At 60.5% G+C, this 23,591-nt stretch carries 20 protein-coding genes; 11 read left to right on the top strand and 9 right to left on the bottom strand.

The window, feature by feature from the left end:
* Positions 1–12: 12 nt before the first annotated feature.
* Genes hflD through E2F43_RS10140 form a run of 4 tightly spaced genes read right to left on the bottom strand, consistent with a single transcriptional unit; the run spans position 13 to position 2,793 of the window.
* The gene (hflD, locus tag E2F43_RS10125) at positions 13–654 is read right to left on the bottom strand and encodes a high frequency lysogenization protein HflD (RefSeq protein WP_133212232.1); all 642 of its coding nucleotides are present in this window, start codon (positions 652–654) and stop codon (positions 13–15) included.
* The gene (gene mnmA, locus E2F43_RS10130; RefSeq protein WP_133212234.1) at positions 655–1,746 is read right to left on the bottom strand and encodes a tRNA 2-thiouridine(34) synthase MnmA; all 1,092 of its coding nucleotides are present in this window, start codon (positions 1,744–1,746) and stop codon (positions 655–657) included.
* Positions 1,727–2,200, bottom strand: a complete 474-nt coding sequence (locus E2F43_RS10135) for an NUDIX hydrolase (RefSeq protein ID WP_133212236.1) — start codon at positions 2,198–2,200, stop codon at positions 1,727–1,729. Before E2F43_RS10135 ends, mnmA begins: the two co-directional genes overlap by 20 nt.
* Positions 2,197–2,793: a pseudouridine synthase gene (locus tag E2F43_RS10140; protein ID WP_133212238.1), complete on the bottom strand. Its 597-nt coding sequence runs from the start codon at positions 2,791–2,793 to the stop codon at positions 2,197–2,199. Before E2F43_RS10140 ends, E2F43_RS10135 begins: the two co-directional genes overlap by 4 nt.
* 170 nt (positions 2,794–2,963) lie before the next feature.
* Here E2F43_RS10140 and icd point away from each other — a divergent pair, with 170 nt between their 5' ends.
* The 3 genes from icd (at position 2,964) to clpA (ending at position 7,202) form a co-directional block, all read left to right on the top strand.
* Entirely contained in the window at positions 2,964–4,217 is a 1,254-nt protein-coding gene (gene icd / locus E2F43_RS10145; RefSeq protein WP_133212240.1) for an NADP-dependent isocitrate dehydrogenase, read from the top strand.
* Between the two features lie 359 nt (positions 4,218–4,576).
* On the top strand, positions 4,577–4,900 hold the full coding sequence (gene clpS / locus E2F43_RS10150) for an ATP-dependent Clp protease adapter ClpS (protein WP_133212242.1): 324 nt from the start codon (positions 4,577–4,579) through the stop codon (positions 4,898–4,900).
* A 16-nt stretch (positions 4,901–4,916) separates the two neighbouring features.
* A complete protein-coding gene (gene clpA / locus E2F43_RS10155; RefSeq protein ID WP_133212244.1) occupies positions 4,917–7,202 on the top strand; it encodes an ATP-dependent Clp protease ATP-binding subunit ClpA in 2,286 nt (761 codons plus the stop codon).
* Positions 7,203–7,326: 124 nt separating this feature from the next.
* On the opposite strand, the gene infA is transcribed toward clpA, so the two are convergent.
* The 4 genes from infA to trxB all read right to left on the bottom strand — a co-directional run bounded on the left by infA (position 7,327) and on the right by trxB (position 10,225).
* Complete coding sequence (gene infA / locus E2F43_RS10160; RefSeq protein WP_035513460.1) at positions 7,327–7,545, bottom strand: translation initiation factor IF-1; 219 nt, start codon at positions 7,543–7,545, stop codon at positions 7,327–7,329.
* A gap of 144 nt (positions 7,546–7,689) precedes the next feature.
* Positions 7,690–8,400 (bottom strand): arginyltransferase, encoded by a 711-nt coding sequence (locus E2F43_RS10165; protein WP_133212246.1) that lies wholly within the window; start codon positions 8,398–8,400, stop codon positions 7,690–7,692.
* A complete protein-coding gene (gene aat / locus E2F43_RS10170) occupies positions 8,397–9,110 on the bottom strand; it encodes a leucyl/phenylalanyl-tRNA--protein transferase (RefSeq protein WP_133212248.1) in 714 nt (237 codons plus the stop codon). The genes E2F43_RS10165 and aat overlap by 4 nt, the downstream gene beginning before the upstream one ends.
* Before the next feature lie 161 nt (positions 9,111–9,271).
* Positions 9,272–10,225, bottom strand: coding sequence for a thioredoxin-disulfide reductase (trxB, locus tag E2F43_RS10175; RefSeq protein ID WP_133212250.1), 954 nt, complete (start codon positions 10,223–10,225; stop codon positions 9,272–9,274).
* A 267-nt stretch (positions 10,226–10,492) separates the two neighbouring features.
* On the opposite strand from trxB, the gene E2F43_RS10180 reads away from it, so the two are divergent.
* From E2F43_RS10180 to cysG, 6 genes are read left to right on the top strand one after another with little or no spacing between them, the layout of a single operon-like run.
* Complete coding sequence (locus tag E2F43_RS10180) at positions 10,493–12,778, top strand: DNA translocase FtsK (protein ID WP_133213009.1); 2,286 nt, start codon at positions 10,493–10,495, stop codon at positions 12,776–12,778.
* Positions 12,779–12,788: 10 nt separating this feature from the next.
* Positions 12,789–13,412 (top strand): outer membrane lipoprotein periplasmic chaperone LolA, encoded by a 624-nt coding sequence (gene lolA, locus E2F43_RS10185; RefSeq protein ID WP_133212252.1) that lies wholly within the window; start codon positions 12,789–12,791, stop codon positions 13,410–13,412.
* Positions 13,402–14,721, top strand: coding sequence for a replication-associated recombination protein A (locus tag E2F43_RS10190; protein ID WP_133212254.1), 1,320 nt, complete (start codon positions 13,402–13,404; stop codon positions 14,719–14,721). The genes lolA and E2F43_RS10190 overlap by 11 nt, the downstream gene beginning before the upstream one ends.
* 17 nt (positions 14,722–14,738) lie before the next feature.
* Positions 14,739–15,113, top strand: a complete 375-nt coding sequence (gene crcB, locus E2F43_RS10195; RefSeq protein WP_133212256.1) for a fluoride efflux transporter CrcB — start codon at positions 14,739–14,741, stop codon at positions 15,111–15,113.
* 45 nt (positions 15,114–15,158) lie between these two features.
* Positions 15,159–16,457 carry a serine--tRNA ligase gene (gene serS / locus E2F43_RS10200; RefSeq protein ID WP_133212258.1) on the top strand — a complete coding sequence of 433 codons (1,299 nt, stop codon included), beginning with the start codon at positions 15,159–15,161 and terminating at the stop codon, positions 16,455–16,457.
* A gap of 1 nt (position 16,458) precedes the next feature.
* On the top strand, positions 16,459–17,841 hold the full coding sequence (gene cysG, locus E2F43_RS10205) for a siroheme synthase CysG (RefSeq protein ID WP_133212260.1): 1,383 nt from the start codon (positions 16,459–16,461) through the stop codon (positions 17,839–17,841).
* 104 nt (positions 17,842–17,945) lie between these two features.
* On the opposite strand, the gene E2F43_RS10210 is transcribed toward cysG, so the two are convergent.
* Entirely contained in the window at positions 17,946–20,075 is a 2,130-nt protein-coding gene (locus E2F43_RS10210) for a carboxy terminal-processing peptidase (RefSeq protein ID WP_238946842.1), read from the bottom strand.
* Between the two features lie 244 nt (positions 20,076–20,319).
* On the opposite strand from E2F43_RS10210, the gene ggt reads away from it, so the two are divergent.
* Together ggt and E2F43_RS10220 are read left to right on the top strand one after the other, a co-directional pair.
* Positions 20,320–22,068, top strand: coding sequence for a gamma-glutamyltransferase (ggt, locus tag E2F43_RS10215; RefSeq protein ID WP_133212262.1), 1,749 nt, complete (start codon positions 20,320–20,322; stop codon positions 22,066–22,068).
* Positions 22,069–22,072: 4 nt separating this feature from the next.
* Complete coding sequence (locus E2F43_RS10220; RefSeq protein ID WP_133212264.1) at positions 22,073–23,572, top strand: alanine/glycine:cation symporter family protein; 1,500 nt, start codon at positions 22,073–22,075, stop codon at positions 23,570–23,572.
* Positions 23,573–23,591: the final 19 nt, after the last annotated feature.

The raw sequence follows: 23,591 nt of genomic DNA on the forward strand, positions 1-23,591 counted from the left end.
AGGGAGCGGATTTTACACCACGGGAAGGTTACGCGACAGGTTCTGGCTGATTTCCAGGATACGCCTGCGTTCAAATAGCAGGCGCCAGCGCCGGCCACCCAGCTGGCGCCAGAGGAAGGCAGAGCGGATACCCGCCAGTAGCAGGGCACGGATAATGTCGGCGTTGAGCTTGTCCTGCAAATGCTGGGCGCTGCCGCTGACTTTGATGCGAAATCGCAACTTGCTGAGGGTGTCCTGGTAAATGCCGGAGACGCTGTGGCAGATATCATTGACGTGCCCGGCGAAGTGCTCCGCCTTGAAACTGGTGTGTTGCAGGCGTGAGTGCACCACCGACATCATTTCGCTGCTGGCGGCGAACTTGCGCTCGAGGTAGAGCATGTTGAATACATAGCGCACCACCTCACGATTCTCATCCGCCTGGCGGCTGGCCAGCATGGCGCTGAGATTGTTGAGACCCAGTTTTACCCCGGCAAGCCCACCGTAGATGGCGGCGACATTTTCCGCATCGAACTCGAACAGGCTGTGAATGCTCGGTTCCAGAAATTCGATCGGGTAACTGCCGGTACGTGAAACCTGGTCCACCAGGCGCGCCGCCTGGGCGACGCCCGCCAGGGCGATGGTCTGCTGTTCCAGTGGGGAAAATTCTCGGCTCATTCAGGCGGTCTGCTCTATTACGCCGCCACCCAGGCAGACATCGCCCTGGTAAAAGACGACTGATTGTCCAGGGGTCACGGCACGCTGTGGTTGCTCAAAAGCCACGTTATAGCCATGACTTTCCCGGGTGATGGTGCAGGCCTGGTCCTGCTGGCGGTAGCGGACCTTGGCGTTACAGTTCAGTGGTAGCGCCGGGGGCTCGCCGGCCACCCAGAATACTTCACCGGTGCTCAGCGTGCGCTTGAACAGGGCGGGGTGGTCGTTGCCCTGGGCGACCAGCAGCACATTGTTGTCCAGGTCCTTGTCCACCACATACCAGGGTGCGTCAGAGTGATTGGCCAGACCACCAATGCCCAGGCCCTGGCGCTGACCGATGGTGTGGTACATCAGTCCCTGGTGTTGGCCCAGGAGGTCTCCGTCCAGGCTGTGGATTTCACCCGGCTGGGCGGGCAGGTACTGTTGCAGAAAATCGCTGAAGCGCCGCTCGCCAATGAAGCAAATGCCGGTGGAGTCTTTTTTCTTTGCCGTGGCCAGCTGGTATTTTTCGGCCAGTGCACGCACCTCCGGTTTTTCAATTTCGCCAATCGGGAACAGGGTTTTCTCCAGTTCCTGGTGGCCGACCGCGTGCAGGAAGTAACTCTGGTCCTTGTTCGGGTCCAGTCCCTTAAGCAGGGTCGCCTTGCCGTCGGATTCACCCCGACGGGTGTAGTGGCCGGTGGCGATCAGGTCGGCACCGAGCATCAGCGCATATTCAAGGAAGGCCTTGAACTTGATTTCACGGTTACAGAGGATATCGGGGTTGGGTGTGCGACCGGCCCGGTATTCCTCCAGGAAGTGTTCGAACACATTGTCCCAGTATTCTGCGGCGAAGTTGGCGCCGTGCAACTTGATACCGAGTTTGTCGGCCACCGCTTGGGCATCGGCGAAGTCTTCCTTCGCCGTGCAGTATTCCGTGCCATCGTCCTCCTCCCAGTTTTTCATAAACAGGCCCTCCACGGCGTAACCCTGCTCCTTCAGCAGCAGGGCAGAGACCGAGGAGTCGACACCGCCGGACATGCCGACGATGACCTTGTTAGAAGCGTTCAGGCTCATCGATGTAGATCAGTTCCAGAGGATAGCGATGGCCCTGGCGATACTGCTCTATCGTGGGCAGTACCAGGGGGCTGCGCATTCTAGCAGAGTTGGCCAGAATTTCATCGTAAGTCATCCAGTGCACGGCATGGATATCTGGGTCCAGCAGCGCATTTTCAAGTGCCCTGACCGGGCGGGCAGCGAAACTGGTCCGGTAGTAGGTAATGCCGTTCGGTGCGGTTGCCAGCGACACGCCGACCACCCCGGTCAGGGCCACTTCCCAACCGGTTTCCTCCCGGGTCTCCCTCAGGGCCGCGTCCACCAGCCGTTCGCCGGGATCCAGGTGGCCGGCGGGCTGGTTGAATACCAGGCCGCCGGAGAGAGCATCGTGTTCTTCCACCATCAGGTAGCGGCCGTCATGCTCGACCACCGTGGCGACAGTGACATGGGGTGGCCAGGGGGCTGCTCTGCTCATCTGCGTTTCCTGTGTCTGCGGTTGGTCTTCCCTTCTGCTGGCCTGCCTGCCAGATGGACGGTTTCCCGGCGATATTCCCCCGGCGCCAGCCCTGCCAGCGACCAGTCACCGATGCGCGAACGCACCAGGCGCAGGGTTGGAAAGCCCACCGCGGCCGTCATGCGCCGGACCTGCCTGTTGCGCCCCTCGCGGATAGAGAGTTCCAGCCAGCTGTCGGGAACCGATTTTCGCTCCCGAACCGGTGGCGTGCGTGGCCACAATGCCGGCGCTTCGATCCGCCGGACCCGGGCGGGCAGGGTGGTGCCGTCCTTGAGTTCTACGCCCGTCGCCAGCGAGTCCAGGGCGGCCTGGTCAATATCACCTTCGACCTGGACCAGGTAGGTTTTCCACAGTTTGTGGCGGGGATTGGCGATCTGCTGCTGCAATTGGCCGTTGTCGGTCAGTAGCAGAAGGCCTTCGCTATCGTAGTCGAGACGTCCGGCAGCCTTATAACCCGGTAGCTGCAGGTAGTCCGCCAGGGTGCTCCGGCCATCCGGGTCGGTAAACTGGCTCAGTACCTGGAAAGGTTTGTTAAAGAGGATGATCGTTGCCACGGTGAGGTGGGGTTCCCTGTTGTTTGCCGGAACGACTCCCTGTCCCCGCGGCGCTGCTGACGCTGCACAGGAGAGGAGGCGTCCTCATCTGCTATACTTCTGCCGTTTTAGCGGGCATCCTCGCGGATGCCCTAAACAATCCCCGAACCCAGCAGCAGTGGAGTACAAGTATGGGCTACAAGCATATTCAGGTCCCGTCCGAGGGCGAAAAAATCACCGTTAACGCGGACCACAGCCTGACCGTTCCAGACAATCCTATCATTCCTTACATCGAAGGTGACGGCATAGGAGTGGATATCAGTCCGGTGATGATTGACGTCGTGAATGCCGCCGTGGAAAAGGCCTACGGGGGTGAGAAAAAGATCTCCTGGATGGAGATCTACACCGGTGAAAAGGCTGCCGAGCTCTACGATGGTGACTGGTTCCCGGAAGAAACCCTGGACGCCATCAAGGCCTATTCGGTGGCGATCAAGGGCCCCCTGACCACGCCGGTGGGGGGAGGCTTCCGTTCACTGAATGTGGCCCTGCGCCAGGAACTGGATCTCTACACCTGTCTGCGGCCCGTGCGCTGGTTTGAGGGCGTGCCCTCGCCAGTGAAAGACCCCGGCGCCTGTAACATGGTGATTTTCAGGGAAAATTCGGAGGACATCTACGCCGGTATCGAGTACCAGGCGGGCTCCGATGACGCGCAGAAGGTGGTGGATTTCATCATCAACGAAATGGGCGCGACCAAAATCCGCTTCCCGCAGAATGTGGGCATCGGCATTAAACCAGTCTCGGAAGAGGGTACCAAGCGCCTGGTTCGCAAAGCGATCCAGTACGCCATTGACCAGGACCTTCCCTCTGTGACCCTGGTGCACAAAGGCAATATCATGAAGTTCACCGAGGGCGCCTTCCGCGACTGGGGCTACGAGCTGGCGCAGGAAGAATTCGGCGGTAAACTGCTGGACGGTGGCCCCTGGGTGACCCTGAACAACCCCAATACCGGCAGGGAGATCATCGTCAAGGACGTGATTGCCGATGCCATGCTGCAGCAGGTGCTGACCCGCCCGAAAGAGTACAGCGTGGTGGCCACCCTGAACCTCAATGGCGACTACCTGTCGGATGCGCTGGCCGCCCAGGTGGGGGGCATCGGTATCGCGCCGGGCGCCAACCTGTCTGACACCATCGCGCTGTTTGAAGCCACCCACGGTACCGCGCCCAAGTACGCGGGCCAGGACAAGGTCAATCCGGGATCGCTGATTCTCTCCGCGGAAATGATGCTTCGCCACATGGGCTGGAATGAAGCCGCCGACCTGATCATCAATGGTATGAACGGCGCCATCCAGGCCGGTACGGTCACCTATGACTTCGAGCGCCTGATGGAGGGTGCAACCCTGTTGAGCTGCTCGGACTTCGGCAAGGCCATGGTCAAGGCCATGTAGTCCAGCCACCGGCTCCACAGTCTACGGCTCACGGGGGACCGTGGGCCTTTATTTGCATTGGAGAGGGAAGGCTGGGTTCTTTCGCGCTAAGCGGCCGCCGTGGACGGGATAGACCTCCTTCGGTCGAAAAGCACACTCCCTCTTGAGGTATATCCCGCACGCAGTGCCTGCTTAGCGCTAAGCACCCTCGCGGGGACGCCACGCCGGCCAGTTCAGCAGCTATAACACTACAAATGCAGAGGCTTTGTCCAGTTTGCTAGCCCTTGAAAACCCGAGTATTGTATCCATATACACCAGTTACCGGGCAGAGAAACAAGAGTGGTACCGTGGATTACATCCATACATGCAGCAACCTACGTATGAGTAAAGAGGAGCATGAGTCCGATGGTGGGCTTGCTCTCCAGGAAAGCAAGCCCGAGCTGAAGCGGCCGCCGCTGTTCAAGGTCGTGTTGATTAATGACGACTACACGCCGATGGAATTCGTGGTGGAGGTTTTGGAAACATTTTTCCGTATGAACCGTGAGCAGGCGACTCACGTCATGTTGACGGTACACACCCAGGGAAAGGGCGTCTGTGGCATTTTCACCCGCGATATCGCCGAGACCAAGGCGGCGCAGGTTAACCAGTATGCGAGGGAGAACGAACACCCGCTGCTGTGTGAAATCGAGGCATCAGAGGGCTAGCGCCCGGGAGTGGTATATGCTGAGTAACGATCTGGAACAGTCCCTGAATGACGCCTTCCGCGGCGCCCGGGCCAAGCGACACGAGTTTATGACCGTTGAACACCTGTTGCTGGCACTACTGGACAATAACGATGCCATCCGGGTACTCAAGGCCTGCGGTGCGGATATTGGCGGTCTGCGCGGGGATCTGGTCGAGTTTGTCGATGCCACCACGCCACTGATCCCGGAGGACGAGGAAGACAGGGACACCCAGCCCACCCTCGGCTTCCAGCGCGTGCTGCAACGGGCGGTATTCCACGTGCAGTCATCCGGCAAGAGCGAGGTCACCGGCGCCAATGTGCTGGTGGCGATTTTCAGTGAGTCCGAAAGCCAGGCGGTGTTTTTCCTCAAGACCCAGAGCATTGCCCGACTGGATGTGGTGAATTTCATCACCCATGGCATTTCCAAGGTCTCGGGTGAGAACGAGGCCAGCGATCCCGAACCTTCTGTCGACAACGGGGGCAATGTGGCCGAGGAAGGGGAGCCCAATCCCCTGGACAGCTATGCCACCAATCTCAACAAGGAGGCCGCCGAAGGCCATATCGACCCCCTGATCGGCCGGGTTCCCGAGGTCGAGCGGGTGGCCCAGATTCTGGCGCGCCGGCGCAAGAACAACCCGCTGCTGGTGGGTGAGTCCGGCGTTGGCAAGACCGCGATCATCGAGGGGCTGGCGAAGAAGATTGTTGACGGTGATGTACCGGAGACGCTCAAGGACGCGGTGGTTTATTCCCTGGACCTCGGTTCGCTGCTGGCCGGGACCAAGTATCGTGGTGATTTCGAGAAACGCTTCAAGGGCTTGCTTGCGGAACTGAAAAAACGCGACCACGCCATTCTCTTTATCGATGAGGTTCACACCATCATCGGTGCCGGCGCCGCCTCTGGCGGGGTGATGGATGCCAGTAACCTGCTGAAGCCGTTGCTCAGCTCGGGCAAGTTGCGCTGCGTGGGCTCTACCACCTTCCAGGAATACCGCGGTATTTTTGACAAGGACAAGGCTCTCAGCCGCCGCTTCCAGAAAATCGATGTGCTCGAACCGAGCCCGGAGGACGCCTACAAGATCCTCAAGGGGCTGAAAACCCGCTTTGAGGAACACCACGGTCTGCGCTACACCGACAAGGCCCTGAAGGTCGCGACGGATCTTTCGGCCCGCTACATCACCGACCGGTTTCTTCCCGACAAGGCGATCGATGTGATCGACGAAGCCGGTGCCTACCAGCAGCTGCAGCCACCGTCCAAGCGCAAGAAAGTGGTCGGGGTGGGCGATATCGAAACGGTAATCGCCAAGATTGCCCGTATTCCCCCGAAAACGGTCAGCACGGATGACAAGGAGACCCTGCAAAAGCTTGAATCCAACCTGCAAATGGTGGTGTTCGGGCAGGATAAGGCTATCAGTAGCCTGGCCACCTCCATCAAATTGGCCCGGGCCGGGCTCAAGCCCGCGGACAAGCCCATCGGGTCCTTCCTGCTGGCCGGTCCCACCGGCGTTGGCAAGACCGAGGTTACCCGCCAGCTTGCCATGCAACTGGGGCTGGAGCTGATCCGCTTCGATATGTCCGAGTACATGGAGCGCCACACGGTATCGCGGCTGATCGGCGCGCCTCCCGGTTATGTCGGCTTCGACCAGGGCGGGTTACTCACCGACGCGGTCACCAAACATCCTCACGCGGTAGTGCTGCTCGATGAGATCGAAAAGGCCCACCCGGAAGTGTTCAACCTGCTGCTACAGGTCATGGACCACGGCACATTGACCGACAACAACGGGCGCAAGGCGGATTTCCGCAACGTCATACTGGTCATGACCACCAATGCCGGTGCCGAGAGTATCAGCCGCCGAACAATTGGCTTTACCAGCCAGGATCACAGCACCGACGGAATGGAAGCGATCAATCGCATGTTCACTCCCGAATTCCGCAACCGGCTGGACAGCATCGTCCAGTTTGAGCCCTTGGGCGAAGATGTCATTCTCACCGTGGTGGACAAGTTCCTCACCGAACTGCAGGGCCAGTTGGACGAGAAGCGCGTGACCATCGACGTGGACGAGGACGCCCGGCTGTGGCTGGTGGAAAAAGGCTATGACCAGCATATGGGCGCCCGCCCAATGGAACGCATTATTCAGGAGCACATCAAGAAGCCGCTGGCGGAAATGGTGTTGTTCGGCGAGTTGGCGCGCTCCGGCGGCACGGCGCTGGTGCGGCTTAATAAGGCCGAGGACAGGCTGGAGGTGCGGATCGAGGAAGAGGAAGTGGCCCTGGAAGAGGGCTGATGACCCGCTCTGAAGCGGGCCGCTTCCCCACTATCGAACGCGCGGCCGTCAGGCAGAGTGACCCAACGTGCCAACGCGACCGGGTACCCCCAGGCTGGGGTACGGGAGTTAACGTGTCGGAGACTTACCGCTCGCGGTAAGTGATACGGCCCTTGGTCAGGTCGTAGGGAGTCAGTTCAACGCGAACCTTGTCACCGGTGAGAATACGAATGTAGTTCTTGCGCATCTTGCCGGAGATGTGGGCAGTCACAACGTGGCCATTTTCCAGTTTTACGCGGAAAGTGGTGTTGGGCAGGGTGTCGATCACCTCGCCTTCCATTTCGATCTGGTCTTCCTTCGCCATGTACTGGCAGTCCTCGGTATAAAACAAGGGGCGCATTTTGCCTGAAACGGCAAGCTGTTTCTAGCATATTTCCTGTTAATTCTGTCGTCATCGAAAGGTCGCCCCCAGATCCTGTTCTCGACCCCGGGGCTCGTTACCGCACGGTTAAAGCAGTGTCGTCCAGCGGCCGTTTACATACAGCTCGAGGGGTCGGTATTCGGACTTGTAGGCCATTTTACGGCAGTTTTTGATCCAGTAGCCGAGGTAGAGGTAGTCCAGGTCCATTTCCCGGGCCTTTTCGATCTGCCAGAGAATGGCGAAGCGGCCGAGGCTGCGCCTGTCGGCGGCGGGGTCAAAGAAGGTATAGATCGCGGACAGGCCGTCCAGCAGTTCATCCACCACCGAGATAGCCGTCAGTCTGCCATCGTCGTAGAAGCGGAAATAACGGGTGCACTCCCAGGCGTTGTCCAGGAAAGACAGGTATTGCTCCCGGTCCGGCGGATACATATCGCCGTCCGAGTGGCGTTGATCGATATAGCGGCGATAAAGATCGAAGGCCGATTCATCGCGAATATCCTCGGTTTGCTCCACTTCCAGGTCGCTGTTGCGGGCACTGGTCCGGCGCTGGGCGCGGTTGGGGGCGAACCGGGCGACCGGGATGCGGGCGGGGATGCAGGCATCGCAGCCGTTGCAGTGGGGTCGGTAGAGGTGATTGCCGCTGCGCCGGAAGCCCAATACGGACAGATTGCTGTACAGGGCCTGGTCCACTTCCTGCCGCGGATCCACAAACAGGGTGGTGGCCTCCCGTTCGTCCAGGTAGCTGCAGCTGTGGGGGTAGGTCGTGTAGACCTTGAGGTCCCGCAGTGAAGAGGTCACAACAAATCTCCGCAAGTATCCGGCAAACGCCAGATGCCCTCATCGTGGGCGATATCTATAGTTTGGGCAAGCAATGCCTCGAAGTCCAGTCGGCTGATATTCCTGGCGCCCAGGGAATTGAGGTGATCACTCTCCACCTGGCAGTCGATGACCTGGAAGCCACCCCGCTTGAGGATGTCCACCAGCGCCACCAGCGCCACCTTGGAGGCGTCTGTTTCCTCGCTGAACATGGACTCACCGAAGTATGCACGTCCGATGGCGACACCGTAGAGGCCGCCCACCAGTTGTCCGCTTTCATTGAGCACCTCCACCGAGTGGGCGTGGCCTATATGGTGCAGGTCGCAGTAGGCGGCCAGCATGTCGTCGCCTATCCAGGTGCCGAGGCCGTCACCGCGGAGCTGGGCACAGTGCCGCACGACGGCCTCGAAATGCTGGTCTACAGATAGTCGAAAGCGGTTTTTACGCAGGGTCCTGCGCAGTGAGCGGGAGACATGTAATTCTTCGGGGAACAGCACCGAGCGTGGGTCTGGGGTCCACCACAGGACCGGCTGGGGTTCCTCGTACCAGGGGAAAATTCCCCTGCGGTAGGCGTCTATGAGCCGCCGGGGTGACAGGTCACCGCCCACCGCCAATAGCCCGTTGGGGTAATCCAGGGCGTTGGCGGTGGGGGGAAAGTCATCCCCCGTGTGCAGTTGTTGAATCGCGCGCATGGGGGTATTGAACCAGATATCAGGGCCGGGCGACTACAGTGTCATCCCGGCGTGACGGCCCGATGCATGGGTGACGGCCTGATGCATCGACGGCCCGAGCGGGGGTGCCGGCATAGCCGCTTCAGGCCAGGACCGTGGCTCTCATCCCGGATGAGAAGGTATCAACCCTGCAGGTTGTCCAGGTACTTCTCTGCATCCAGCGCCGCCATGCAGCCGAAACCGGCTGAGGTCACCGCCTGGCGGTAGACATGATCACCGACGTCACCGGCGGCGAATACACCTGGCACGCTGGTGCTGGTCGCGTTGCCGTCGAGGCCGCTCTTGATGGTGATGTAGCCGTCTTTCATATCGAGTTGGCCGGCAAACATGTCGGTATTGGGCTTGTGGCCAATGGCAATAAAGACTCCGGCCAGGTCAATCTCCGTGCTGCTGTCGTCTTTCACGTTCTTGATCCGCATGCCGGTAACGCCACTGTCGTCGCCCAGCACTTCGTCCAGTACGTGGTCCCACATGATGGTGACCTTGCCTTCCTTTTCGCGGGCAAACAGCCGGTCCTGCAGCACCTTCTCAGAACGCAGGGCATCGCGGCGATGCACCACGGTGACATGCTCGGCTATATTGGCCAGGTAGAGGGCCTCTTCAACGGCGGTGTTGCCGCCGCCGATAACCGCGACTTTCTTGTTGCGGTAGAAAAAACCGTCGCAGGTGGCACAGGCGCTGACACCCTTGCCCATAAAGGCCTCCTCAGAGGGCAGCCCGAGGTACTGGGCAGAGGCTCCGGTGGCGATGATCATGGCGTCACAGGTGTAGGTGCCGGTGCCCTTGAGCACCATGGGGCGTGCGTCCAGGTCCACTTCGTCGATGTGATCGAATACGATCTCGGTGTCGAAACGCTCCACGTGCTGCTGCATGTCCTGCATCAGTTCGGGACCCTGCAGTTCCGCATGGCCCCCCGGCCAGTTCTCAACCTCGGTGGTCGTGGTCAACTGACCGCCCTGCTGCATGCCGGTGATGACAACCGGGTTCAGGTTGGCACGGGCGGCGTAGACCGCTGCAGTGTAGCCGGCTGGGCCGCTGCCGAGAATGATCAGGGGGATGTGGCGTGCTTCACTCATTTAAATGGCTTCCTTGGGGTTGTCAGCGGCCGGGGCCGGACGAAAACGGGTAAACTGTCCCCTTAATGGGGGCTGACTATGGTACTTTAAAGGGATAATTCCGACAAAGGTTCGGAAAATTCTAAAAAGATGCCATAAGTCTTTGAAAAAGATACAGAATAGGGTGACAATTGCCCCTGGCTATGGGGCCGATAGCAGGCCTTGGACAGGGGATAGCGGGGAAGGGCAGTAACAGCCGTGCCAGAGACAACAAACACCGAATCTTTCATGGGTCCAAGATTGCGCGAGGGTGCCTTTATTGGCGTCAGCGCCATCTGTCTGTACCTGTTACTGGCGCTGCTGACTTACAGCCCCCAGGATCCCGGCTGGTCTGCCAGCGGTTCCGGCGGAGGAATCGCCAATCTGGGCGGCCCCACCGGGGCATGGCTGGCTGACGTGTTCTTCTCCCTGGTCGGTTACGCCGCTTACCTGTTTCCGATCCTGCTGGCCTACCGGGCGGTGGTCATTCTTGTCGAGCGCAAGGAGGACAAGGCCTTCGACTGGCTGACCTTCGGTATCCGCACCCTCGGCCTGGTGCTGGTCATGATCGCCGGTACCGCACTGGCGGCGATGAACGATACCGGCAATACCTCGCTGCCCCAGGGTGCCGGCGGTATCCTCGGCCAGGCCATCGGCGGCTCTTTCACCCTGGCCTTCAGCGCGGTGGGCAGCCGGCTTATCCTGCTGTCTGTATTCCTCTTCGGTATGACCATCTTTACCGACCTCAGCTGGCTCAAGCTGATGGACAGACTGGGCTCCTGGACCATCAGGGGCTTTGACCGCTCACGGAATTGGGTACTGAAGACCGTGGACGACTTCCGCACCAAACGCGAGCGGGACAGGGCCGTGGAAGCCCGCAAGGTTGTTATCGAGCAGCACGTCGAGAAAGAGAAAAAGCGTAAACCGCCCAAGATCAAACCGCTTAAACCGAAAGCGGAAAAGTCCGACCGGGTGGAAAAAGAAAAGCAGCAGCCGCTGTTCGATGCGCCAGCGACCGGTGAGTTGCCGCACCTGGAACTGCTGGACGCCGAGGTCAAGGACCCCAACAAGGGGTTTTCCAAGGAACACCTGCAGGCGATGTCCAAGCTCCTGGAGCTGAAACTGGCCGACTTTGGTGTGACTGCCGAAGTGACCGCAGTATACCCCGGCCCGGTGATTACCCGTTTTGAGGTCCAGCCCGCACCCGGGGTCAAGGTTTCCCGCATCTCCAACCTGGCCAAGGACCTGGCCCGTTCACTGGCGGTGATTTCGGTGCGGGTGGTGGAAGTGATCCCCGGCAAATCAGTGGTGGGTATCGAGATTCCCAACGAGGACCGGGAAATCGTCAACTTCCGCGAAGTACTGGCCTCCAAGGCCTTTGACCAGTCCAGGTCGCCCCTGACCCTGGCCCTGGGCCACGATATATCCGGCCAACCGGTCTGTGCCGACCTGGCCAAGATGCCTCACCTGCTGGTGGCAGGCACCACCGGCTCCGGCAAGTCGGTGGGTGTTAACGCCATGTTGTTGAGCCTGTTGTACAAGTCCGGCCCCGAGGACGTGCGGCTTATCCTGGTTGACCCGAAAATGCTGGAGTTGTCCGTTTACGATGGCATTCCCCACCTGCTGACACCCGTCATCACCGACATGAAGGACGCCGCCAACGGCTTGCGCTGGTGTGTGGCGGAGATGGAGCGGCGCTACAAACTGATGGCCGCGCTGGGCGTGCGCAACCTGGGCGGCTACAACCGCAAGGTGCAGGATGCGATCAAGGCCGGGAACCCCATACCGGATCCACTGTGGACGCCTGACCCGATTTTCGCCGAGACTGACGAGGAACAGACCCCGCCGGACCTCGAGTGCCTGCCCTCCATCGTGGTGGTCATCGACGAGTTCGCCGACATGATGATGATTGTCGGCAAGAAGGTCGAGGAACTCATCGCCCGTATTGCCCAGAAGGCGAGGGCTGCGGGCATTCACCTGATACTCGCGACCCAGCGTCCCTCGGTGGACGTGATTACCGGCCTGATCAAGGCCAACGTACCGACCCGGATCGCTTTCCAGGTCTCCTCCAAGGTCGACTCGCGGACGATTCTCGACCAGGGCGGTGCCGAGCAGTTGCTGGGCCACGGCGACATGTTGTACCTGCCGCCGGGTTCGGGTGTGCCAAACCGGGTGCATGGCGCCTTTTGTTCCGACGAGGAAGTGCACCGGGTGGTCGCCGACTGGAAACGGCGCGGCCAGCCCCTGTATATCGAAGGCCTGCTGGATGAAGGCGGGCAGACGCCGGTGACGGCCGGGGAACTCCAGGCCAGCGCTGGTGACGAAGATGATGAGAGCGACGCCCTTTACGATGAAGCCGTGCACTATGTGACCCAAAGCCGCCGGGCCTCTATTTCCAGCGTCCAGCGCAAGTTGCGCATTGGCTACAACCGTGCCGCCAGGCTGATCGAGGCCATGGAAGCGGCGGGCGTGGTCAGTGAAATGGGCAGTAACGGCCAGCGTGAAGTGCTGGCGCCCCCACCCGTGGAAAATTGATAAACCCAGAATGAAAAAAATTGTACTTCTCATGGTCCTGGGTCTTTGCCTGGTGGCTGGCATCGCTCGCTCCGACAACAGCGCTACCGAACAGCTGATAGGGTTACTGGCGGGTGTTCAGCAATTGCAGGGTCAGTTTCGGCAGGTCCAGTATGCGCAGGAAGATGAAACGGTGACCGCGAATAGCAGCGGCCGTTTCAAATTGCTCAAGCCACATTACGTGAGCTGGGAAATCGACAGCCCGGATAACCAGCTGATCGTCGCTGACGGTGAGCACCTGTGGCATTTCGACCGCGACCTGGAAACCGTGACCCGCAGGCCTGTGGCGGGTCAGCAGGACTTGTCCCCGCTGCAGATTCTCGCCGGTGACACCGCGTTGCTCCGGGAGCGGTTCCTGGTATCGCGCACCGGGCAGGGGCGCTTCCGTCTCGCCCCGGTTGACGACAAGGCAGCCTTCAAAGCCTTGACGCTGGTGTTCGTCGAGGATCGGATCAGTGCCATGGAGGTGGTGGACAAACTCAACCAGCGCCTGTTCATCGAGCTGCTGGCGGTAGATGGGGAATCAGCCCTGACGCCAGCGGACTTCCTGTTCGAACCTCCTGAGGGGGCCGACCTGTTCTACCATGACCGATGACATGTTTGGTGCCGAAGGCGGCAGCAGCGGTTACCAGCCCCTTGCCGCCCGGCTGCGGCCGGCTGACCTTGTGGGGTATGCCGGCCAGTCCCACATTCTCGCGCCGGGCAAGCCCCTGCGGGAGGCCATAGACCGACGTCAGTTGCATTCCATGATCTTTTGGGGACCACCGGGTGTCGGCAAGACCACCCTGGCGCGGATCGCGGCCGAAGCCGCCGACGCGCATTTCCTGCAAATTTCTGCCGTGCTGTCGGGGGTCAAGGAAATCCGCGAGGCCATCGCCCAGGCACGACAGCACAAGTCGACCGGGCGTGACACGGTATTGTTCGTCGACGAGGTGCATCGGTTTAACAAGTCCCAGCAGGATGCTTTCCTGCCTTATGTCGAAGACGGCACGGTAATATTCGTCGGTGCCACCACGGAAAATCCCTCCTTTGAGTTGAATAACGCGCTGCTGTCCCGGACCCGGGTCTACAGACTGCGTTCGCTCGACAAGGATGAGCTGATGAGCGTGCTGCATCGAGGGCTCGACGAACTGGGGGATCAGGTTTCTGCCGCCAGCGACTGTCTCGAATTGATCGCTGCCCAGGCCGACGGTGACGCACGACGCTCGCTGAACCTGCTGGAACTGGCGGCAGATCTGGCCGAAGACGGCGAAATCACCGAACAGACGCTGAGGGAAGTGTTACAGGTCTCCCTGCGGCGCTTCGACAAGGGCGGCGACCTCTTTTACGACCAGATCAGCGCCCTGCACAAGGCGGTCCGCGGTAGCGCCCCGGATGCAGCGCTTTACTGGTACTGCCGCATGCTGGACGGCGGCTGCGACCCGATCTACGTTGCCCGGCGCGTCGTGCGCATGGCCAGTGAAGACATCGGCAATGCAGATCCCAGGGCCCTGACCATGGCCCTGGACGCCTGGCAGGTGCAGGAGCGACTGGGCAGCCCCGAGGGTGAGTTGGCCATCGCCCAGGCCATCATCTACCTGGCATGTGCCGCCAAGAGCAATGCGGTGTACACCGCCTACAACGCGGCAAGGGCCGAGGTGGCAGAGGGCGACAGCGAGGAGGTGCCGCTGCACCTGCGCAATGCACCGACCAGCCTGATGAAGGATATGGATTACGGCGCCGATTATCGCTATGCCCACGACGAGGAGGGGGGATACGCCGCCGGTGAGAACTATTTTCCCGAATCCCTGCAGCACAGGCAGTATTATCATCCGGTGGATCGCGGCCTGGAGCAAAGGATCAGCGAGAAGCTGCAGTACCTGCGCGATCGGGACAAAAGCAGTACAATACGCCGCTACGACTGAACCATCTCCCGGTACGCATGAAATACCTGTTGTTCATCGCCCTGGGCGGAGCCACCGGCGCCGTCTCGCGCTACCTGCTTTCCAACGGGGCACTCGCCCTGTGGGAAGGCAAGTGGCCGTTGGGGACGCTGCTGGTGAACATGCTGGGCTCTTTTCTGATCGGGGTGGTGTTCGTGTTGATCGAGAGGCAGGTACTGCACCAGGACTGGCGCAGTGTGCTGATGGTCGGCTTTCTTGGGGCCTTTACCACGTTCTCAACCTTCTCGCTTGAGAGCATTGCCCTGTTTGAGAGTGGCCATACCGCCCACGCCCTCGGTTATATGGCGGTGAGCACCGTCAGTTGTGTGTTCATGGCTGGACTCTCGATACAGTTAACCCGCGCGCTGGTTTAGTGCGCCGTCACCTGAAAACTTTCCCGATACAGGAACAATCAGCACATGTTGGATATCAAGGCCGTGAGGCAGGATCCGGAAGCCGTCGCCAAGGCGTTGAGCAAACGCGGTTTCGTTTTTGACGTAGAGCAATTTACCGCCCTGGACGCCAGGCGCAAACAGGCCGATGTGGAGAGCCAGAACCTGTTGGCCGAACGCAAGGCCGCCTCCAAGCAGATTGGCGCCCTCATCGGACAGGGCATGAGCGTTGACGATGCCAAGGCCCAGGTCAACGAGACACTGGAGAAAATTGCCAGCCAGATAGACACCCTGACGAGTGAGGCCAAACAGGTGCAGTCGGAGCTCGAAGACTTGCTGCTGGCGGTGCCCAATATTCCCGCGAATGAGGTGCCGGAGGGCGCCAGCGAGGACGACAACCAGGAAATCTCGCGCTGGGGTGAGCCGCGCCAGCTGGACTTCGAGGTGAAGGATCACGTGGCCCTGGGTGAAGCCCTTGGGGAGATGGATTTTGAGACGGCAGGCAAGATTACCGGCTCGCGTTTTAACGTTATGTACGGCGGACTCGCCCGGCTGCACCGGGCGCTCATCCAGTTTATGCTCAACCAGCACACCGGTGAGCACGGCTACAGCGAAATTTACGTGCCGTACATTGTTAACAGTGATTCCCTGCGCGGTACCGGCCAGCTGCCGAAGTTTGAGGAAGACCTGTTCAAACTGGAAGGAGAGCAGGGCTATTACCTGATTCCTACCGCCGAGGTGCCGGTGACCAATGTGGGCAGGGACCGTATCTTCGAGGACGAGGAACTTGGCGAGGACGGGGTCAAGTTCGCCTGCCACACACCCTGTTTTCGCAGCGAGGCGGGTAGCTACGGGCGCGACACCCGCGGCATAATCCGCCAACACCAGTTCGAGAAAGTGGAGCTGGTGCAGTTTGTGCGCCCCGCACAGTCGGATGCTGCGCTGGAAGCCCTCACCGGGCACGCCGAAAAGATTTTGCAATTGCTGGAACTTCCCTATCGCAAAGTCATTCTTTGCGGCGGTGATATCGGCTTCTCTGCGCGCAAAACCTATGACCTTGAGGTCTGGCTGCCGGCCCAGGACACCTACCGTGAAATCTCTTCCTGCAGCAACTTTGGTGACTACCAGGCACGGCGCATGCAGGCCCGGTGGCGCAATCCCGAAACCGGCAAGCCCGAACTGGTGCACACGCTGAACGGCTCCGGCCTGGCGGTCGGCCGCACGCTGGTGGCCATCATGGAGAATTACCAGCAGGCCGACGGCAGTATCGAGGTGCCTGCAGTCCTGCAGCCTTACATGGGTGGCACGGCCACGCTGAGCGGCTGATATGCAGTACCTGCCCGTTTGCCTGCAGGTGCGCAACTCGCCGGTAGTACTGGTGGGAGGAGGCACAGTCGCCACCCGCAAAGCCCGACTGCTACTTCGTGCCGGTGCCAATCTCAACGTAGTGGCACCGCAGATCACCCCTGAACTGCAGCTGCTGCTGGCTGAACACGGTGGTAACTGGCAGCAATCCCGATACCGGGAATCGGACCTTCACGGTCGCATGCTGGTGGTCGCAGCCACGCCCGATCGCGAGGTGAACAAACAGGTCCATGCGGATGCCATGGCGCTTAACCTGCCGGTAAACGTGGTCGATTCCCCCGACCTCTGTACCTTCATTTTTCCGTCGATTGTCGACCGGGACCCGTTGCTGATAGCGATCAGTTCCTCGGGGCGCAGCCCGGTACTGGCACGCCAGCTGAGAAGGAAAATCGAGGCCATGGTGCCCGCGGCCTATGGCCGGCTGGCCAGTTTTGCCGGGCGTTTCCGCGACCGGGTCAAGGACGCTATCCCGGAAGAGACTCCACGCCGCCTGTTCTGGGAACAGGTCATGGAAGGCGCGGTTGCCGAGCAGGTCATGGGGGGCAGGGAGGCCAGGGCAGAGGAACTGCTGGAAACCCTGCTGGCAGATACCTCAGGGCACCATAACGGCGAGGTCTACCTGATCGGCGCCGGCCCCGGCGATCCGGATCTGATGACGTTCAAGGCGGTACGGCTGCTGCAGAGCGCTGACGTGGTACTGTATGACCGGCTGGTTTCCGCCGGCATTCTGGAGATGTCCCGCCGTGATGCCGAACGCATCTACGTGGGCAAGCGCCGGGACGACCACGCGGTGCCCCAGGGTGAGATCAACCAGCTGCTGGTGGACCTTGCCAAAGCGGGCAAGCGGGTAGTCCGCCTGAAAGGCGGCGACCCATTTATTTTCGGTCGCGGCGGGGAGGAAATCGAATTGCTGGCGCGTCACCGGGTGCCATTTCAGGTGGTTCCCGGAATTACCGCAGCCAGTGGTGCCGCCTGTTATTCGGGGATACCCCTGACTCACCGTGATCACGCCCAGTCGGTGCGCTTCGTTACCGGACATCTCAAGGATGGCAGTAGTAACCTGGACTGGGCCTCATTTCAGTCCGAGACGGAAACCCTGGTGTTTTACATGGGTCTGGTGGGGCTGCCGATCATCTGCGAACAGTTGCAGGCCTACGGACGGCGTGCAGACACGCCCATGGCCCTGATCGAAAGGGCGACTTCAAGCGAGCAACGGGTAATTACCGGCACCCTGGCCACCATGGTAGACAGGGTCGAACGGGAAAAGCCGCGGGCACCGACACTGATTATTGTCGGCTCGGTGGTGGAGTTGCACGAGCAGTTGAGCTGGTTTGGGAAGGAGTAGCTTCCGGGGCGCCCCTGCTTGCGCGGGGATGACAGGAACGTGCAGGGGATGACCGGGGAGCGCGGGGAATCACAGGAAAAGTTCAGGCGGATAACCGCCCGATCTCAGTCCTTCTCCCGAACATTCGCCGCATAGCGTTGTTGCTTCAGCACCAGCGCATCCACCAGCACATTGCCGGCCTCTGTCAGCAGCACATCCGGCTCTTCGTCGTCAGCATCGTTTTGCGCTTCGGTATCTGCGCTGGCGACGGAATCCACTTCTTCATCGTCGTCACTGGCCTCGTCCTCCTCATCGAGTGAGGCCAATGGCTCTTCACCCCGGGCGACCCGGCGCTTGTTCTCGATGGCCAGGGCCTTCTGTTTCTGCGACTCGCGCAGGGCGAGGCGTTTTTCCTCGTTCAACGGCAGGCGGTCCAGCTCACGGGTCTCGGCAGCCAGGGCAATCTGGTCTTCGAGGTAGACGAAATCGGGATTGCTGTGGCTGCGCTCCTCAAACAGGCCGGTAATGTGAGGTAGCACCGTGCTCAGGTCGTCGTAACGGCGGTGGCGCACGGAATTGATCTGGTCCCAGTTAAGAGCGTGGTCCAGCGCGCTCTCGCCGATCTGTTCGGTATCGAACAGGGAGGGGAAAGCCAGGTCCGGTACCACACCGCGGTGCTGGGTGCTGTCACCGGAAATACGGTAAAACTTGCTCTCGGTAATCTTCAGCTGGCCTTCGGTGAGCGGGGTCAGGGTTTGCACCGTTCCCTTGCCGAAGGAGCGATCACCGACGATGATGCCGCGCTCATAATCCTGGATGGCGCCGGCAAAAATCTCCGAAGCGGAAGCGCTGAGGCGATTGATCAGTACCACCAGTGGACCATCGTAGTAATCGCTTTTGAGGCGCTTGCCATCGCGCCAGACCCGGCGGGAGGAGTGGCGGATCTGCACCGTGGGCCCGTACTCGATAAACAGGCCGGTCAGCTCGTTGGCCTCCTGCAGGGAGCCGCCGCCGTTATTGCGCAGGTCTACCACCAGGCCATCGATCTCTTCTTCCTGCAGTTCCTGCAGCAGTTTTTTGACATCGCGAGTGGTGCTCTTGTAATCCTTGTCGCCACGACGCATGGCTTCGAAGTCGATATAGAACGCAGGAATATCGATCACCCCGACCTTCAGTGTGTCCTCCCCGTTGGGGATCTCCAGTACCTCTTTCTGGGCAGACTGTTCCTCCAGTTTGACCTTGTTACGCACAATGGTGATCAGCTTGCGCTCATCGGTGGTCTTGGACTTGGCGGGGATGACCTGCAGGCGAACGGTGGAATCCTTGGGACCGCGGATCAGTTGCACGACTTCATCCAGACGCCAGCCGATCACGTCTTCAATTTCTCCGTCATCGCCCTGGCCCACGCCGACAATGCGATCTGAGGGCTGCAGTTCACCCTGTTTGTCGGCAGGCCCCTTGGGCACCAGACGGGCGACCTTGGTGTACTCGTCCTCGGCCTGTAACACGGCACCGATTCCTTCCAGGGAGAGACTCATGTTGATGTTGAAGTTCTCCGAACGGCGCGGGGAGAAATAGTTGGTGTGGGGATCGTACAGCTCGGTGAGCGCATTGGCGTATATCTGGAATACGTCCTGGCTGTTGTACTGTTCGACCCGCTTGAGCTGGCTGCGATAGCGGCGGCTCAGCGTTTCGGGGATCTCATCAGCGGGCTTGTCCGCCAGGCGCAGGCTCAGCACCTGGTTTTTCAGGTGTTTGCGCCAGCGTTCGTCCAACTCCCCCTGGTCACGGGCCCATTGGCGTTCGTCTGTGTCCAGGTCGTAGTACTCGTCGACGGTAAAATCCATGGCGGCCACGGTTTCAGCGAGGTTTGCATTAACGCCCTCAAGGCGGGTGCGCAGGCGCTCATGAAAGCGGTTGAAAATGGCATATCCCGCGTCCATGTTGCCCTCCGGCAACTGGTCGTCCATCATTTCACGGTATTGCTGGAATTCCTCGATGTCGGCGGCGGTAAAAAACATTTTGCTGCCGTCGAGGCTGTCGATATACGCATCCAGGTGTTGCGAGGAGAGCGTGTCGTCGTACTCCAGTTTCGAATAATGCCGCTGTTCCAGTTGCTCCACGAGTTCAATGATGGTGTCGCGCTGGCTATCGCTGTACTCGATTTTCGCCGACGCTGGCAGGGCAAGACCACAGCAGAGAAGGGCCAGGAACAGGATGCGGCCAATAGCGGCCATGCTTGGGAAAGTGCTCAAAATTATTTCTACCACTACGTTATGGGAAGCAATCGCTAAGTGTACCCTTGCGAGCCAGCGGTTCAAGGCGGCAGGGACGTTTTTCCTCAGATCGAGAATAGCCGGAAAAGTTCATATTTGCCTGCTGGTGGGCACACCCTGGATGATGTGGGTGGTGTTTTAGCCTTGGCCGGCAGCCCCCAGGTTCCTCGACACCTGGACTTCATGCTTTAATAGAGCGCTTGCAAGCTGATCGGAACCCCCCATGAAAGTTACCCCTACCTCCGGTGTGGCAGCGGGCCTGCTGCTCCTGCTGCTGACTATCGCCGCCTGTTCGAGCCCCGGACCGGAGGATGCCGCCAGCCAGGCCGGCTGGGACAAGGGGGCTATGGTGACAGCCGCCAACCCCCACGCGACCGCCGCGGGAATGGAGATGTTGCGCCGGGGCGGTCACGCCGTTGACGCGGCTATCGCCGCCCACGCAGTGCTGGGGTTGGTGGAACCGCAAAGTTCAGGAATAGGTGGTGGCGCTTTCATGCTGGTCTACCAGCGTGAGAATGGAGCCCTGGTGATGCACGATGGGCGGGAACTGGCGCCCGCCGGCGTGACCGCTGACATGTTCATGGCCGATGGCGAGGTTATGGGATTTCTGGAGGCCTGGCAGGGCGGTATTGCGGTGGGCGTGCCCGGGGCGATCGCCCTGTACGAGGACACCCATAAAAAGTACGGCAAGCTGCCCTGGGCGGACCTGTTCCAGCCGGCCATCAATCTGGCTGCCAACGGGTTCGAAGTGTCGCCGCGGATGGCTGGATTCCTGCCGCGTATGGCCTCCGTGACCCGGCTTGACGAGAACCCTGGAACTGCGCAGTACTTTTTCCCCCAGGGCCAGCCCCTGCAGGCAGGACATCTGCTGAAAAACCCGGAGTACGCCAACACCCTGAGGCGGATCGCAGCCGAGGGCAAAAGCGCCTTTTACCGCGGTTCGATCGCCGAGGCTATCGTCGCCGCGACTCGGGCCGATCCGCATCCCGGCAGCCTTGGCCTGGAGGACCTGGCCAACTACCGCACGGTGGAGAGGGCCTCGGTCTGTGGGCCCTATCGGCAGCTGCGTGTCTGTGCCGGCCCCCCCCCCTCATCGGGGATAAGCCAGATCATGATGCTGCGAATTTACCAGCATCTGGCGGAAGACGCCGGAACAAGGGATGAGCAACTCGCGGCCTTTGTCGATGCGCAGCGCCTGGTGTATGCAGACCGCGATCATTTTGTCGGTGACCCGGATCATGTCGACGTCCCTGTTCGGCAGCTCGTCGACCCGTCTTACCTGGATCACCGCGCCGGCCAGCGCTTCGCCCCCGGTGCGACCCCGGAGCACGGTGATCCCGAAGGGTTTGCCGCCGGTAGAGAGCTGGCCAGCAGCTGGGCCGCGGACCGGACGGAAGAAGTGCCGGGCACCAGTCACCTGTCCGTCGTCGACAGCGAGGGAAACGCGGTATCCATGACGGCGACCGTGGAGGCTCCCTTCGGTTCCTCCCGTTGGGTGGGCGGATTTTTGCTGAACAACCAGATGACCGATTTCGCCCGGGAGTACCATCCGGATACCCGGCCCCAGGCCAACGCCATTGCCGCGAGCAAGCGCCCCCGTTCATCCATGTCACCGGTGATGGTCTTTGACGAAAGCGGGGAGCTGTTCATGGTCAGCGGATCCCCCGGCGGCAATAACATTCCCGCTTACGTCTTCAAGTCGCTGGTCGCTGTACTCGACTGGGGCATGACACCCGCGGCGGCGGTGGCGTTTCCCAACATTACCGCCCGCGGCGAGAAGGTCAGGGTTGAAGTCAATGTCGAGCCGGGGCCGGAAATCGCCAACGCGCTCAAAGCGCGCGGCTACACCGTCGAGGAGCGGGAGGGTGAAAACTCCGGACTCCACGTGATTGTGGTGACTGACGATACCCTGCTGGGCGCAGCAGACCCGCGGCGCGAGGGTACCGTCGAATACCTGGCGCGGGAGGAATAGCGCGGTGAGCCCGGCCCCCGAAAATCTGGCGACCGCCATCGAAGCCTTGGTCACTCCGGCGGCGAGTGCCCTGTCGGCTTTCGTGTTCTACCGGCTGCCCCTGTTCGGCTACGAGATACCCTGGATCGTTTTGTGGCTGGCAGTTGCTGCCAGCTTCTTCACCCTCTATCTCGGCTTTATCAACATCCGGGGCTTCGCTCTCGCTGTGCGCCTGGTGCGCGGTGATTTTCACGATCCACAGGCTCCCGGCGAGATTTCCCACTTCCAGGCCGTCGCCACCGCCGTGTCGGGGACGGTGGGTATCGGTAATATTGGTGGCGTGGCGGTTGCCATTGTCGTCGGCGGGCCCGGGGCGGCCTTCTGGTTGATCGTCGCCGGGTTTGTTTCCATGTCCACCAAACTGGTGGAGTGCACCCTGGGGGTCAAGTACCGCAAACACAACCCGGATGGCTCGGTATCCGGTGGCCCCATGTATTACCTGGAGCAATGGCTGGCGGTGCGAAACTTTCCGCTGGCGGGCAAAGGACTCGGTAAATTTTATGCCCTGTCGCTGGTGATCGGCTGCCTGGGCATCGGCAATATGTTCCAGTCCAACCAGGCCTATGTGCAGTTCGTCACCATCACCGGCGGCGAGGCCAGTTACTTTGCCGACAAGGGCTGGCTGTTCGGGATCGCGATTGCCCTTCTGGTGGGGCTGGTAATCATTGGCGGCATACGTTCCATCGCGGCGGTAGCCAGTAAGATTGTGCCCTTTATGGGTGTTCTTTACGTGCTCTCCGCCCTGGTCATCATCCTGATGAGTGCGGAACACATTCCCACAGCCATCGAACTCATCGTCAGTAGCGCATTTACCCTTGAAAGCGCCACCGGCGGAGCCATCGGGGCGATGATAGTCGGCTTTCAGCGGGCCCTGTTTTCCAATGAGGCCGGCCTGGGCTCAGCCCCCATCGCCCACTCGGCGGTGCAGACAGACCACCCGGCCTCGGAGGGCCTGGTATCGCTGCTGGAACCCTTTATCGACACCGTGGTGATCTGCACCCTCAGTTCACTGGTGATCGTGGTGACGGCCTATCCTGCGGGGCTGATGGAGCAGGGGCTGGAGGGGATTGCACTGACCTCGGCCGCCTTCGAGTACCACTTCAGCTGGGCGCCTTATCCGTTGGCGCTGGCGGCCCTGTTATTTGCCTTTTCCACGGCAATTTCGTGGTCCTACTATGGTCTCAAGGCCTGGACCTATCTGTTCAGCGAGCACCCGGTCAGTGAGTCGATTTTCAAACTGGTATTCTGCGGCTTTCTTGCCCTGGGTTGCATGATCCAGCTGACCGCCGTGCTGGATTTCTCCGATGCCATGATATTTCTTATCTCGGTGCCCAATATTCTCGGGCTGTTCTTTTACGCCCCGGAGGTGAAGCGGGAAGTGGCCGGCTTTATGTCCGCCGTGGCCAGCGGCGAGGTTCGCAACTATCGCAAGGAACGGGCCCTGGCGGCGGAGGCGGCCGGTTAGCGGCCGCTGGCCGGCACAC

The sequence above is a fragment of the Seongchinamella unica genome, assembly GCF_004354085.1.
In the GTDB taxonomy this organism is placed as follows: Bacteria; Pseudomonadota; Gammaproteobacteria; order Pseudomonadales; family Halieaceae; genus Halioglobus; species Halioglobus unicus.